This is a genomic window from Shouchella hunanensis (assembly GCF_028735875.1).
GTDB classification, from domain to species: domain Bacteria; phylum Bacillota; class Bacilli; order Bacillales; family Bacillaceae_D; genus Shouchella; species Shouchella hunanensis.
This window is the reverse complement of sequence record NZ_CP117834.1, coordinates 35,892-50,044: the sequence shown is the minus strand read 5'-3', so window position 1 is coordinate 50,044 and position 14,153 is coordinate 35,892. Positions and strand designations below refer to the sequence as shown.

Below are 14,153 nucleotides of genomic sequence, written 5' to 3'. Positions count from 1 at the left end.
CCATGGTCGATTCTCTTTCTTTGCGTTTTTACCTAGACAAGATTTTACGTTATAATGAACAGGATTAAGAATAAAGGAGTTTACTATGAATAGACGTGTGGCAAGACTTCGAGCCGTCCAAGTTCTTTATCAGCTTAGTTTAGTGTCAACACTAACGGTTGATCAAGCAATCGAGAACACGCTCACTGAGGAAGAGGAATCAAACGAATTCTTTCTAGATTTAGTAAAAGGAACGTTAACATATAAAGAACAGCTTGATCACTTTATTAGTCAGAACTTAAAAGGCTATACCATTGATCGACTCGGTCATGTTGACCGTTCAATCGTACGAATGGCTTTATATGAAATGCTCTATATAGAGGATATTGAAAAAAACATTTCATTAAATGAAGCGATTGAGCTTGCCAAAGCATTTGGTGGACAAGAATCAGGACGCTTTATGAATGGCGTACTATCAGGGGCATATGAAACAGCCTTAAAAGATCAATAACGTGTAGGGAGAAGTGAAAGCGGAAGGAGGGCTATAATGGAAGCATGGTCCGTTAGTGAAGCGACTCGTTACATCAAGCGGTTAATTGAGAACGATACACAATTAATGGAAGTGTGGATTCGTGGCGAGCTTTCGAACGTAAAGCGTCATTCTAGAGGACATCTTTACTTTACCGTTAAAGATGCGAATGCGAGAATGCAATCGGTCATGTTCGCTGGCTACAATCAACATTTGCGCTTTATTCCTGAAAACGGAATGAACGTGCTCATAAGGGGCGAGGTTAATGTGTACGAACCTTATGGACAGTATCAATTTTATGCTAAAGAAATGCAACCAGATGGAATAGGAAGCTTGCATGTTGCCTTTGAGCGCTTGAAAAAACAACTGGAACATGAGGGCTTGTTTGCTGATGAGCGTAAAAAGCCTTTACCGGTTTATCCGAAGCATATTGCTGTTATTACTTCACAAACAGGTGCAGTCATACGTGATATTATGACGACGTTAAAACGGAGAATGCCTAACATTCGCGTGACGCTTTTTCCAGTTGCAGTTCAAGGCCATTTAGCAATTGATTCAATTGAACGGGCATTACTTCAAGCAAATCAAGCAGCTCTTTTTGACGTCATTATTGTAGGAAGAGGCGGAGGATCAATGGAAGAGTTGTGGGCGTTTAACGAAGAGCGCGTTGTTAGAGCCATTGGATCATCGTCTATACCGGTTATTTCCGCAGTGGGGCATGAAACAGATTTTACCATTAGTGATTTCGTAGCCGATTTACGGGCGCCTACACCTACAGCAGCAGCAGAGTTTGCTGTGCCTGATGTTCGTGAACAATTACGGCAAGTAAATCATTACAAACAGCGGTTGGTAAGAGCCATGGTGCAAATGGCTGAAAAGAAACGGGCGCAACTCCAATATGCTAAGCGTTCCTATGCGTTTCGTTACCCAAGGCAGCTCGTTGAGCAAAAGGAACAGCAGTTAGACCAAGCGGTTGAGCGAATGAATCGAGAAATGCAGCGATTTACAAAAGAAAAACGAGCTTCTTATACATCCATACAACACCGCTTTTTGCGTCATCATCCAGAAGCAGCGGCTGCATTAAAGAAAAAAGAGTTAAACGTATTGGATCATAGATTAGGTCAAGCGTTAAAAAATCAAGTGACGGTTAAGCGAAACCAGCTGACGTCTCTTCTCGCTCAACTTGAACTGCTAAGTCCGTTAAAAATCATGAACCGTGGTTATTCTCTCATTTATAGTGAGAATGAAGACAAGCTCGTGAAATCTGTAGATGAGCTAGAAGAAAACCTTGAAGTTCGCCTTCTTTTTAAAGATGGACGGGCAACAGGCGTGATTAAAGAAATCATACACGAAGGAGTTGACCAAGGTGGAGAAACAGAAGAATGATATTCCGTTTGAAGAAGCAATGAAACAACTAGAGGAAATTGTTGAAGGGCTTGAACAAGGGGATGTTGCATTGGAGAAAGCCATTGACCTTTATAAAAAAGGCATTAGCTTATCAAAAACGTGTCATGATAAATTAGTTTCAATTGAAGAGCAGCTTGACCAAATTATGACCGAAGATGGTGAAATCTTAGAGCTGAACGTTCAGAAGGAGGAACAAGAGTGAGCACCACATTTGAATTGTTCCTTCACGAAACCAAGCAATTAATTGAACGAGAATTACCGGAATACATTCGTACCATAGATGCAGAAAGCCGTTTAAAAGACGCGATGCTTTACTCGTTAGAGGCTGGTGGAAAACGAGTTCGACCAGTACTGTTGATGGCCGTCTTAGATGCATACAAGCTCCCGATAAAAGATGGTCTTGAAGTAGCTTGTGCGCTAGAAATGGTTCACACCTATTCGCTGATTCATGACGATTTACCAGCAATGGATGACGATGATCTTCGACGTGGAAAACCAACCAATCATAAAGTGTTTGGCGAAGCGACAGCGATATTAGCAGGAGATGCTCTCTTAACACACAGCTTTTATCTTCTCTCAAAAATTTCCCATTTCAAGGCTGAAACCAAGCTACAGCTTATTTCCCTTTTTAGTGAAGCAGCTGGTGCAAAAGGGATGGTCGGTGGACAGCTTGCCGATATGTTTGCAGAGGGGAAAAATCTCGATGTAAATGAACTCGCATCTATTCACAATCGTAAAACAGGTGAGCTTCTCGCTTTCGCTGTTGAAGCAGGCGCAGTTATTGCTGGAACCACACCAGATGTCCAAAGGAAATTAAGTGCCTTTGGAAAAGAAATCGGATTGTTGTTCCAAATTAAAGACGATATCCTGGATCTTGAAGGCAACGTAGAAGCGATTGGAAAACCAGTCGGTAGCGATGTACATAATGATAAAAGTACGTATCCTGGCATATTGGGGCTGGACGGAGCAAAGGCAATGCTAGCCAGTCATTACGACCAAGCACTACAGTCATTAAATGAACTTGGGTTACGAAACACACTGCTTGAAGATATGGCAACGTATATTGTTAATCGGGATCGTTAAGAAACCAGCATCGTTTGGCTGGTTTTTTTTATGAGAATGGTGTATGGTTCACAATACAGGGTATTACTGTTCTAGATAGGCTTGTTTTTGTTATACTAGACGTACATCATCTTAACGAGATAAAGATAAAAAATGAAGAGTAAATGGAGGTTTCGTTTATGAACCTTGAAGAAATACAAGATCCCAGCTTTCTTAAACATTATACGAATAAACAACTTGAACAGTTAGCGACAGATATTCGCCAGTTTTTAATTGAAAAACTATCTGTAAATGGTGGTCATATTGGGCCAAATTTAGGTGTTGTCGAATTGACCCTCGTACTTCACCAATTGTTTGATTCACCGAGGGATAAGTTTTTGTGGGATGTAGGGCACCAAGCGTATGTCCATAAAATACTAACTGGACGAGCAGATCAGTTTGATACAATGCGTCAATATAAAGGACTCTGCGGCTTCCCTAAGCGAAATGAAAGCGAACACGATGTATGGGAAACAGGTCATAGCTCTACTTCCCTATCTGGCGCAATGGGCATGGCGACAGCAAGAGATCTAAAAGGTACGGACGAAAGTGTGGTTGCCATCATTGGGGATGGTGCACTTACCGGTGGAATGGCGTTAGAAGCGTTGAACCATATCGGACATGAACAAAAGAACTTAATTGTTATTTTAAACGACAATGAGATGTCGATTGCACCAAATGTTGGTGCGTTGCATCATATTCTAGGAAAGCTCCGTACAGCTGGAAAGTATCAGCGAGCGAAGGACGATTTAGAATGGTTAGTAAGAAAAATTCCTGCATTTGGTGGAAAGCTTGCTGATACAGCGGAACGTCTAAAGGATAGCCTTAAATATATGGTTGTATCAGGAATCTTTTTTGAAGAGATGGGCTTTACGTATTTGGGTCCAGTGGATGGTCATGATTTAGACGATTTAAAAAACAACTTAAATTATGCGAAGAAGGTAAGTGGACCGGTACTTGTTCATGTTGTCACGAAAAAAGGAAAAGGCTACAAGCCAGCAGAAGAAGACGCAACAGGCGCTTGGCATGGAACAGGCCCATATAAAATCGAAAACGGGGAAATGGTTAAAAAATCTGGGCCACCAAGTTACCCTAGTGTTTTTGCAAATACGTTAAAAACCATTGCTCGTGAAGATGAGCGTGTCGTTGCTGTTACGCCAGCAATGCCAGGTGGATCAAAACTTGATTTGTTTGCAAAAGAATTTCCAGAAAGAATGATTGATGTTGGAATCGCTGAGCAGCATGCAGCAACAATGTCTGCTGGTCTTGCTACCCAAGGCATGAAGCCAGTATTTGCCGTATATTCAACGTTCTTGCAACGAGGGTACGATCAAGTTGTTCATGATATTTGTCGTCAAAATCTTAATGTACTTATAGCCATCGACCGAGCGGGTCTTGTTGGAGCGGATGGAGAAACCCACCAAGGTGTATTCGATATTTCTTTCTTAAGAGCGTTACCAAATATGGTTATTTTGAATCCTAGAAACGAAAATGAACTTCAACATATGCTGTATACAGCGATAAAATACGATGATGGCCCAATTGCCGTTCGATACCCTAGAGGAAATGGGACGGGCGTAAAGATGGACGCACAATTAAAGCAGCTACCAATTGGCAAATGGGAAGTATTAAATGAAGGAACAGACGCGGTCATTCTTACATTTGGAACAATGATTCCAGTGGCTGAGAAAGCAATTGAAAACATGACAGCACAAGGGTATAATGTTCGACTTGTTAATGCGAATTCGGTTAAACCACTTGATGAAGACATGCTTCGCAAAATTGCTGAAGAAGAGCTACCTATTTTATCGGTAGAAGAAGCAATTCTTCAAGGTGGCTTCGGAAGTGCTGTAATGGAATTTTACAATGATCAGGGTCTACAAGCGTCTATAAAACGACTTGGTGTACCAGATTGGTTTATCGAGCACGGAAGTGTAAAGGAATTGTACGAGGAAATTGGCTTAACACCTGAGCGAATAGCGGATGTTCTTCTTTCTGAACTACCACTAAAAAAGAAAAGAGCCTAACGACAAATGGGAAAAAAAGAAAGGCTCGACGTTGTATTAGTTGAGCGAGGACTAATTGACACAAGAGAAAAAGCAAAGCGAAGTATTATGGCTGGACTCGTCTACAGTGAGCATGAGCGCTTGGATAAACCGGGTTTAAAAGTAGACAGAGACGTTCCTTTACGCATTAAAGGAGATACGCTTAAATACGTTAGTCGCGGAGGGTTAAAATTAGAAAAAGCAATTGACGTCTTTGAGTTAGAGCTAGCAGACAAAGTAGGTCTAGATATTGGCTCATCAACGGGAGGGTTTACAGACTGTGCACTTCAAAACCATGCAAAAGCGATGTATGCTGTTGATGTTGGGTACAATCAATTAGCCTGGAAAATTAGACAAGATGAGCGTGTGACAGTCATGGAGCGAATGAACTTTCGTTACGCGACAAAAGACGACTTTGCCAAAGCACAACCAGAATTTGCTTCAATAGACGTATCATTTATTTCTTTGAGGTTGATTTTACCACCATTGTACACGATTCTTGCTAATAATGGCGATGTTATTGCGCTAGTCAAGCCTCAATTTGAAGCAGGAAGAGAACATGTTGGAAAAAAAGGCATTGTACGTGATCCCCTCGTGCATAAGCATGTGATTCGTTCCGTTCTAACAGTGGCTCATGAGCTTGGCTTTAGCTCTCTGGCGCTAGACTACTCACCAATTACAGGTGGAGACGGCAACATCGAATTTTTACTTCATCTGAAAAAACAAGTGGAACAGGTGGAATTGACTACTGAAACAATTGAACACATTGTAGAAGCGGCGCAAGCCCTTCGAAAGTAAATAACGAAAGATACCCTCTTTTATACTAGCGATGAATTGGACACGATGATGATCTTTTTCTTGCTTGCAGAAGAGGGTTTCTTTACAGCTTAATCAACTGTTCTTTTCTGAATTCTTTCTCAGAACAAGCAAAGCATAGATAATAGAAGAGGCTAACCGTAATGAATTTGTTAAAAGGTAAGGTGATGGCATGACTAAAGGACAACGCCATATAAAAATTAGAGAAATTATAACAAACAAAGAAATTGAGACACAGGATGATTTAGTTGATCAACTAAGAAGTGATGGCTACAACGTTACGCAAGCGACTGTGTCAAGAGATATTAAAGAACTGCACTTAGTGAAGGTTCCTATGCAGGACGGACGCTATAAATATAGCTTACCTGCTGATCAAAAGTTCAACCCGCAGCAAAAACTTAAGCGGATATTAACCGATAGCTTTATAAGCATTGATCAGTCTGGAAACTTAGTCGTTATGAAAGCAATGCCTGGTAACGCCAATGCGATTGCTGTTCTCATTGATAATCTAGACTGGCCAGAATTGATGGGAACGATATGTGGCGATGATACTATTCTCATTATTTGTCGAACCGAGAAAAATGGCGAAACCGTCACAGAACGATTTTTAAATATGCTTTAAAGAGGTGGGCAGTCTACTATGCTAATGGAATTAACCGTTAAAAATTTTGCCATCATCTCTTCCCTTACCGTTCCATTTGAGAAAGGATTAACCGTCCTCACAGGAGAGACTGGTGCTGGAAAATCGATTATTATTGATGCTATTGGCTTACTTTTAGGAGGAAGAGGCTCAGCTGAGTTTGTTCGCCACGGTGAGAAGAAAGCAGAGATTGAAGGCTTGTTTGTCATGGAAGAGGGGCATCAAATAGAAGCTAAGTTGGAATCCTTAGGCATTGATATTGAAGATGATATGCTCATTATGAGACGGGAAATTACTCATACAGGTAAAAGCATTTGCCGCATAAATGGAAAGCTCATGACGATCGGAACACTACGCGAAATTGGACAAGCTCTTGTTGATATTCACGGTCAGCATGAGCACCAATCCCTAATGAGAGCGGACGAGCATTTAGGATTATTAGATCAGTTTGGCGGGAATGATATAAAAAAAGCGCTTCACGAATACCGAAAGCTTTTCAATAAGCTTCAAACAACAGTAAAGCGTATTAATGAACTTGACCAAAATGCTCAGGAAATTGCACAAAAGACTGATTTGTATACGTATCAACTAGGAGAAATCGCTAAGACGAATGCACAAATTGGAGAAGATGAACAGCTCCAAAAAAATCGTAATAAGCTTGCTAATAGTGAAAAATTGTACGAAGCGCTTACAAGAAGTTATGAGCATCTTTATGGAGAAGATAAGGGTCTTGATTATTTAAGTGGCATGCTAAGCCATTTGGAAACAGCGGCTAGTATTGATACAGACTTACAGCCACTATTCGAACAAGTGTCATCAAGCTATTACCTCATTGAAGAAGCGTCTTACTCTATTCGTGAAGCATTAGATCAGGTTGATTTTAACCCAACTATACTAGAGGATGTTGAAAATCGACTCGCAGAGATTGAAAAAGTGAAGCGTAAGTATGGGGAATCCATAGCAGAAGTGTTAGCATATGCAGAAGCAATCGAGCAAGAGCTAGAAGAAATGGAGAATAAAGATATCCATTTAGAAGAGCTACAAAACACACGAAACGCCATTATTGAAGATTTAACGATTGAAAGTGAAGCGTTAACAGATATTCGTAAACGGTTAGCGAAGAACCTTGAAGCTTCACTGATGATGGAGTTAAGCCAGCTGTATATGGAAAAAGCGTCATTCAAAGTGCAGCTTGAAACAGGGGAAACCTTCTATAAAAATGGTCAAGATCAAGCAGAGTTTTTAATTTCTACAAATGAAGGGGAACCATTAAAGTCACTTGTGAAAGTTGCTTCAGGTGGAGAAATTTCACGTATTATGCTCGCGCTTAAAACCATTTTCTCTGCTTCTCAGCAAATTACATCTGTTATTTTTGATGAAGTGGATACAGGCGTGAGTGGTCGAGTGGCGCAAGCGATTGCCGAAAAAATGTACCGAATATCAGAGGGATCACAAGTTTTATGTATTACGCACCTTCCTCAAGTAGCAGCTATGGCCGATCACCATTTATTTATTCGGAAAGAAACAATTGAAGGACGAGTGAAAACCGACGTTATTCAATTAAATGATGATGAAAAAACAAATGAACTGGCAAGAATGTTATCTGGGTTTGAAGTGACAGAGATTACGAAGGAAAATGCTAAAGAATTGCTTGAACTGGCAACGCACAAAAAAGGATAATTGGAAAAGCGACCTTGATTAGGTGGCTTTTTTCTTTTATTTACAGTTATATTTCGTCCGTGTGAAGGCAACATTAATAGTACAGCCAGCATGGAGGTGTAGGTTGGGAGTGAGGAGTGAAAAGGTTGCTAAAAGAGGGTGTACGGTATGTTATTGGGGTCTTGTTTTTAGTTTGTCTACTTTTTTTAGGGTTTAATCCACAATTTAAACAATTTATAGACATTCCAACATCCATCGTTCTATTTGAAGGAAGCGAGACAGCAATTGAAGCAAACGGCTTTGCAATTGAGGGGAATTCGCATCTAGAAGTAGAGCACATGGAAAGTGAGACGATTCTTCAAGGAATAAAAACAGGTCACACAAACGTGACTCTGCAAAATGGAAATTGGCCAGCAAAAAAAATTGACGTTTCCATTTTACCAGAAATAAAAGTGGTACCAGGCGGTCAATCAATCGGTGTTAAGTTAAACACAGAAGGCGTTTTAGTTGTTGGTCATCATAAAATAGACACTAAATCAGGACAGAAATCCCCAGGGGAATTTGCTGGAATTGAAGTCGGTGATATGATAACGAACATAAACGGAGAAAAAATGCATACCATGAGCGAAGTGTCTAAACATGTTCAGCATGCAGGAGAAGCAAACAAAGAATTAAAAGTGAAAGTATTACGAGGCGAGAAAGAAATTACCACTGTATTGAAGCCAGAGAAAGCAAAAGGGGATCATTTGTATCGTCTCGGCTTATATATTCGTGACTCAGCCGCGGGTGTGGGCACTATGACTTTTTATGAACCGGAGAGTAAACGATATGGTGCCCTTGGCCATGTTATATCCGATATTGATACCAAGAAGCCAGTTTCAGTATTAAATGGCCAGTTATTACGATCATCAGTTACATCCATTTCCCGTGGAATAAATGGGGAGCCTGGTGAAAAGCTTGCTAGCATATCAAAAGATCGTGAAATATTAGGGACCATTCAAAAAAACAGCGCATTAGGCATTTATGGAACGTTAAATGAGACGGTTCAATTGAAGAATAACGTCTATGACCAACCATTGCCGATTTCTACTGCCTCAGAAGTGAAGGAAGGTCCAGCGAAAATATTAACGGTTTTAGATGGAGAAGAAGTGGAGCAATTTGATATTGAGATTGTTTCAAGTACGCCACAAGAAAGCCCAGCAACCAAAGGAATGGTTATAAAGGTGACAGACAAACGACTGTTAGAAAAAACAGGTGGCATTGTACAAGGAATGAGCGGTAGTCCTATTATTCAAGGGGATAAGATTGTTGGAGCAGTCACTCATGTATTTGTCAACGATCCTACTTCTGGATACGGATGCCATATTAGCTGGATGCTTGAGGAATCGGGTATTCATACAGGATTAGTAAAACACCAAGCGCAAGCGAGTTAATTCTCTGCTTTGCTTGGTGTTTTTGTTATCCTCATTTTTATGTGACGAAATCACCGTGAAGAAATCCTCAAGAATCGTCACATCCCCTTTAAGGATATGGTATATTAAAAAGAAAGTACGATTGAAAATCTGTCGAAAAGAAGAAGATTTACAAGAAAAACGTAGGATTTCCTATAATTAAAATCTAAATGATTTATTTAAAAGGATTGTCTGCATCTTTGTCGAATCGGTTACATACAACAAAAGGAACTGGGGGAAAACATAATGAGTCAGATTAACGTTTGTATCGCTGATGATAACAGAGAATTAGTGCATTTATTAAGTGAATACGTAGGTGCGCAACCAGATATGGAAGTAGCTGGAACAGCTTTTAATGGGCAGGAATGCTTAAGCTTGGTTGAAGAAAAAGAACCAGATGTATTACTGTTAGATATTATTATGCCACACTTAGATGGGTTAGCTGTATTAGAACGGCTTAGTCAAAAAAGCAACAGACCTCAAATTGTCATGTTAACGGCTTTTGGCCAAGAAGATGTGACGAAGCGAGCAGTAGACTTTGGAGCAGCTTACTATGTGCTTAAGCCATTTGATATGGAAGCATTAATGGATAAAATTCGAGAAATTGCTGGCAAACAACAAGTGCGTATACCGAAAACAACATCAATGTCGTTTGCTTCAGCACCTAGGAAAGAAAGCAAGCAAATTAATTTAGATGCGAGCATCACAAGCATTATTCATGAAATTGGCGTCCCTGCACATATTAAAGGATATATGTATTTAAGAGAAGCCATTACGATGGTGTATAAAGATATTGAGCTTCTTGGCTCAATTACGAAAGTACTTTACCCAGATATTGCAAAAAAGTTTAATACAACGGCTAGTCGAGTGGAAAGAGCTATTCGTCATGCCATTGAAGTGGCTTGGAGCAGAGGGAATATTGATTCAATTTCGAATTTGTTTGGCTATACGGTTAGTCATACAAAAGCAAAACCTACAAATTCAGAATTTATCGCTATGGTTGCAGATAAACTCCGAATTGAGCATAAAGTAAGCTAGCGTTTGGCTTACACACAAGGCGTGGAATGATTCATTCATTTTCACGCTTTTTTGTATGGATTCAATTCTTCTTCAAATACTAAGAAAAAGGAAAGGGAGAGGATTGAAATGATGGTAAATAATAAAGCATGTTGTTTTTCTCGTTTTAAAAAAGCAGCGAGTCAGTTAATAGAAGGTGGAAGCGAGTGATCGTCTCATGATTTCTTCATTATTTTTATCACTTCCTTTTATTGCGGTTGCTCTGATGTACGGCTTTAAAGATTTACAATGGAGTAAAAAAAATCCTCAAGATACGTTCATCCCTTTTAGTCTTGGGACCTTTCTTTTATATGGCTATATAGCGCTTAGTTCGTTAGTAATGGGGACTCATTTGTATTTTTCATATTTAGCTATTGCCTACATCTTTTTAACATGGGCTGTTGGCTTTTATCTCGATTTAAGTCAGTTAAAAAGACACCAGAAAAAAACAAAGCAAACCATCAATCAAACAGGTATGATTTGTTGTTACGTTGTGATACTTGTCTTTTTTTCCTATCTATTGTCAATGGGTAACATAAAAGTGTTTAGTGTTAACACTGCTTGCTTTATTCTATTCCCTCTTGCTAGCTATATGGCGAATAAAATACCGTTTAGGTTAACAATTTACTATTTAACGTTACTGTTGATTGGTTGTTTTTTTATGACACTACCAACATTTATTGACATTTTGTATGTTACAACGATCTTTTACATCATCATTGTATTAGAGGTAGAAGGTCAAGCAATTTACGGCATCAATGGTTCTCTTATTCTTGGCGCATCCCTTGCGTTGTGGACAGTTACAGTGCCAGGAACATCAGGGCAATTGTTATTCCTCTCACTAGCTAGTATCAGTATCGTTTTATTCCTGATTTGGCCAATGTTACAAGGAGCGTATAGTCAATGGACTAAAAAAATAGGTTCAACAGAATAAAACAACAGCTGAAAGGATACATCTCTCACAGCTGTTGTTCGTTTTTCTTTAAAAACGTTTCTGACACTTTACCACGTTTTTTGTCTCTATGGAAAATAAAACCTGCCATTAATCCTAACCCGATAAGGAAGAAAAATAAGCCAGCAAAAAATTGAATCCATAAGTTTGGATAAGGGAAAAGCTCAACGAGGAAAAACGCATCTCGCATTAACTTAATTCCATAACCAGCGCCAACTATTGGGATGAGAATTAGTAATAAAGCAAACACTCTGCCCATAGAACATCCTTTCTTGTTCGTATTTCACATCTATTGTAGACCAAAAAAACCATTATGGACAAGTTTAATCTTGCATAAGATCATTAATTGTACGATACTAAAATAAATGGCAGTAGCATTTATGACCAACTACTAAAAATATCAGAGGTGCGAGAATGAATAAGATTCTGTTTATTGATGATGGTCCTGATGCATTTGCCTTATTACGATGTTTAACGCATCTGCCTATGTTTACTGTTGCGGCCATACATAGCAAAACAGCTAAAATAAATGCTTTTGCAGCAGAGCACAATATTGATTTAATGGATGAACAGTCTTTTAATCAACATGATTTTACGATCATTCAAAGGTATACAAAGATCGGCACTACGGCAGAAACTAATGTTTGGTCTTATGAAGAAACGTGGGGAGTCATTAGTGCTGAATTCTCGAAACAATCCCTAATGCAAAAAGCAATTGATTCTATTGATGACGGTGTTATTATTGTCAAAGCAGACTACACAGTGATGTATTTGAACGATGCAGCAGCAGAAATGGCTGATGTGAACAGGCATGAAAGTGTTGGTCAGGCAATTCAATCTCTACTGCCAACAAGTGGTTTGCCACGTGTGATTGAACGTCAGCAACCAGAATACAATCAGCTTCAAACGTTTGCAAACGGGACGAAAATAGTGACGACTCGTATGCCGTTAAGTACAAAAGGTACGATTAGAGGTGCGATTGCTGTTTTTAAAGATGTAACAGAAGCAAGGCAAATGGCAGAGCAAATCACGGATCTTAATCGAATGAGAGAAATGCTGGAAGCGATCATTAATTCTTCTAATGATGCAATTTCGGTTGTTGATGAGTTTGGTGTCGGTCTTCTTATAAATCCAGCTTATAAGAAAATTACTGGTTTAACGGAAGAGCAAGTTATTGGTAAACCAGCGACAACAGATATCTCAGAAGGCGAAAGCATTCATATGCAAGTGTTGCAAACCCAGCGACCTGTACGAGGGGCACGATTAAAGTTAGGCCCAGCCAAACGAGACGTCATTGTCAATGTTGCGCCTATTATTGTGGACAAGAAATTAAAAGGAAGTATTGGCGTTATCCATGATGTATCTGAATTAAACTCCCTTATGGGCGAGTTAAAGCAAGCAAAGAAGAAAATTGCCAGCCTAGAAGCAAATTATACGTTTCAAGATATTTTAGGCCAATCTAATGGTATTCAGCACGCCATCGCCCAAGGAAAATTAGGAGCGAACACTGATTTACCTATATTGCTTTTAGGTGAAACAGGAACGGGAAAAGAATTATTCGCACATGCAATCCATTATGAAAGCGAACGTCGGCATCAACCGTTTGTGCGCGTAAACTGTGCGGCGTTGACAGAAACACTTCTCGAAAGTGAGCTTTTTGGCTATGAACAGGGTGCGTTTTCTGGTGCTTTACGAACAGGGAAAAAAGGGTTATTTGAAGAGGCTGGAGAAGGAAGTATCTTTCTTGACGAAGTAGGCGAAATGTCCTTACAGACACAAGCAAAATTATTGCGCGTTCTTCAAGAAAGTGAAGTGGTCCGAGTTGGGGGAACAAAACCAATTAAGATTAAAGCCCGAGTCATTGCAGCTACAAATGTGAACTTGCAGTTGTTTATGTCAACAAAACGGTTTAGAGAAGATCTTTATTATCGTTTAAATACATTGCCGATTTACATTCCTCCATTGAGGGAAAGAATAGAAGATATTCCAATACTTGCTTTGCGCCTTATTGAAAAAATAAATGAAGACTATGGACGTAATATTAGAAACTTATCGGATTATGCATTGGCTCAACTTCAACAGTACGCGTGGCCAGGCAATATTCGTGAGTTAGAAAATGTATTGGCAAGAGAAATGATATACAAAAACTTAGGTGAAACTGAAATCGATTTTGTTGCACATGCAGATATAAGTGTGCTAAAACCAGGAAGTGCGCCTAAGGTGGATCGTGCCAAGCCAGAAAAGCTAGAGGATTTTTTAGCAGAGCAAGAGCGTGGATTTCTTTTAGAGACGTTAGCCCATGTTCATTATGTTAAAACAGAAGCTGCAAAACGCCTCGGTATTTCTGTTCGATCGCTTTATTATAAACTAGAGAAATATGGAATTGAATGATTTTGCATGCAAAATATTTCAGGGGAGTGCAAGATTTTGCAGGCGGAAGGTTACATTAGCCTATTTCCTTAAGATTAGCAGTTGGCATTGTTTTTGCATGTATACAGTTGTGAACATGTGAAGACGA

General features: G+C 39.6%; 13 protein-coding genes. 12 read left to right on the top strand and 1 reads right to left on the bottom strand.

Features of this window, described 5'->3' with window-relative positions; genetic code table 11:
- Positions 1-85: 85 nt before the first annotated feature.
- The 11 genes from nusB (at position 86) to PQ477_RS00215 (ending at position 11,617) form a co-directional block, all read left to right on the top strand.
- A complete protein-coding gene (gene nusB / locus PQ477_RS00265; RefSeq protein ID WP_035395775.1) occupies positions 86-490 on the top strand; it encodes a transcription antitermination factor NusB in 405 nt (134 codons plus the stop codon).
- 36 nt (positions 491-526) lie between these two features.
- Complete coding sequence (gene xseA, locus PQ477_RS00260) at positions 527-1,894, top strand: exodeoxyribonuclease VII large subunit (RefSeq protein ID WP_144559251.1); 1,368 nt, start codon at positions 527-529, stop codon at positions 1,892-1,894.
- 19 nt (positions 1,895-1,913) lie between these two features.
- A complete protein-coding gene (xseB, locus tag PQ477_RS00255; RefSeq protein ID WP_052008054.1) occupies positions 1,914-2,117 on the top strand; it encodes an exodeoxyribonuclease VII small subunit in 204 nt (67 codons plus the stop codon).
- The gene (locus tag PQ477_RS00250) at positions 2,114-2,998 is read left to right on the top strand and encodes a polyprenyl synthetase family protein (protein WP_035395783.1); all 885 of its coding nucleotides are present in this window, start codon (positions 2,114-2,116) and stop codon (positions 2,996-2,998) included. Before xseB ends, PQ477_RS00250 begins: the two co-directional genes overlap by 4 nt.
- Positions 2,999-3,156: 158 nt before the next feature.
- Positions 3,157-5,043, top strand: coding sequence for a 1-deoxy-D-xylulose-5-phosphate synthase (gene dxs / locus PQ477_RS00245; RefSeq protein ID WP_274272799.1), 1,887 nt, complete (start codon positions 3,157-3,159; stop codon positions 5,041-5,043).
- A 6-nt stretch (positions 5,044-5,049) separates the two neighbouring features.
- Positions 5,050-5,859, top strand: a complete 810-nt coding sequence (locus PQ477_RS00240) for a TlyA family RNA methyltransferase (RefSeq protein ID WP_274272798.1) — start codon at positions 5,050-5,052, stop codon at positions 5,857-5,859.
- Positions 5,860-6,049: 190 nt separating this feature from the next.
- Positions 6,050-6,499: a transcriptional regulator AhrC/ArgR gene (ahrC, locus tag PQ477_RS00235; protein ID WP_035395786.1), complete on the top strand. Its 450-nt coding sequence runs from the start codon at positions 6,050-6,052 to the stop codon at positions 6,497-6,499.
- A gap of 18 nt (positions 6,500-6,517) precedes the next feature.
- Complete coding sequence (recN, locus tag PQ477_RS00230) at positions 6,518-8,197, top strand: DNA repair protein RecN (RefSeq protein WP_274272797.1); 1,680 nt, start codon at positions 6,518-6,520, stop codon at positions 8,195-8,197.
- A gap of 125 nt (positions 8,198-8,322) precedes the next feature.
- Positions 8,323-9,609: a SpoIVB peptidase gene (spoIVB, locus tag PQ477_RS00225; protein ID WP_274273604.1), complete on the top strand. Its 1,287-nt coding sequence runs from the start codon at positions 8,323-8,325 to the stop codon at positions 9,607-9,609.
- Positions 9,610-9,873: 264 nt separating this feature from the next.
- Positions 9,874-10,665, top strand: coding sequence for a sporulation transcription factor Spo0A (gene spo0A, locus PQ477_RS00220; RefSeq protein WP_144559247.1), 792 nt, complete (start codon positions 9,874-9,876; stop codon positions 10,663-10,665).
- Between the two features lie 196 nt (positions 10,666-10,861).
- Positions 10,862-11,617 (top strand): hypothetical protein, encoded by a 756-nt coding sequence (locus PQ477_RS00215; RefSeq protein WP_144559246.1) that lies wholly within the window; start codon positions 10,862-10,864, stop codon positions 11,615-11,617.
- 25 nt (positions 11,618-11,642) lie between these two features.
- Here the strand turns inward: PQ477_RS00215 and PQ477_RS00210 are convergent, their stop codons facing one another.
- A complete protein-coding gene (locus PQ477_RS00210; protein WP_035395795.1) occupies positions 11,643-11,894 on the bottom strand; it encodes a DUF2627 domain-containing protein in 252 nt (83 codons plus the stop codon).
- A gap of 155 nt (positions 11,895-12,049) precedes the next feature.
- Here PQ477_RS00210 and PQ477_RS00205 point away from each other — a divergent pair, with 155 nt between their 5' ends.
- On the top strand, positions 12,050-14,026 hold the full coding sequence (locus tag PQ477_RS00205; protein WP_035395799.1) for a sigma-54 interaction domain-containing protein: 1,977 nt from the start codon (positions 12,050-12,052) through the stop codon (positions 14,024-14,026).
- Positions 14,027-14,153 lie beyond the last annotated feature (127 nt).

What these genes read in the sequence shown, in the direction of transcription:
- nusB (WP_035395775.1), top strand. Translation starts at nt 86, where the DNA reads ATGAATAGACGTGTGGCAAGACTTCGAGCCGTCCAAGTTCTTTATCAG.
- xseA (WP_144559251.1), top strand. Translation starts at nt 527, where the DNA reads ATGGAAGCATGGTCCGTTAGTGAAGCGACTCGTTACATCAAGCGGTTA.
- xseB (WP_052008054.1), top strand. Translation starts at nt 1,914, where the DNA reads ATGAAACAACTAGAGGAAATTGTTGAAGGGCTTGAACAAGGGGATGTT.
- dxs (WP_274272799.1), top strand. Translation starts at nt 3,157, where the DNA reads ATGAACCTTGAAGAAATACAAGATCCCAGCTTTCTTAAACATTATACG.
- PQ477_RS00240 (WP_274272798.1), top strand. Translation starts at nt 5,050, where the DNA reads ATGGGAAAAAAAGAAAGGCTCGACGTTGTATTAGTTGAGCGAGGACTA.
- ahrC (WP_035395786.1), top strand. Translation starts at nt 6,050, where the DNA reads ATGACTAAAGGACAACGCCATATAAAAATTAGAGAAATTATAACAAAC.
- recN (WP_274272797.1), top strand. Translation starts at nt 6,518, where the DNA reads ATGCTAATGGAATTAACCGTTAAAAATTTTGCCATCATCTCTTCCCTT.
- spo0A (WP_144559247.1), top strand. Translation starts at nt 9,874, where the DNA reads ATGAGTCAGATTAACGTTTGTATCGCTGATGATAACAGAGAATTAGTG.
- PQ477_RS00215 (WP_144559246.1), top strand. Translation starts at nt 10,862, where the DNA reads ATGATTTCTTCATTATTTTTATCACTTCCTTTTATTGCGGTTGCTCTG.
- PQ477_RS00210 (WP_035395795.1), bottom strand. Translation starts at nt 11,894, where the DNA reads ATGGGCAGAGTGTTTGCTTTATTACTAATTCTCATCCCAATAGTTGGC.
- PQ477_RS00205 (WP_035395799.1), top strand. Translation starts at nt 12,050, where the DNA reads ATGAATAAGATTCTGTTTATTGATGATGGTCCTGATGCATTTGCCTTA.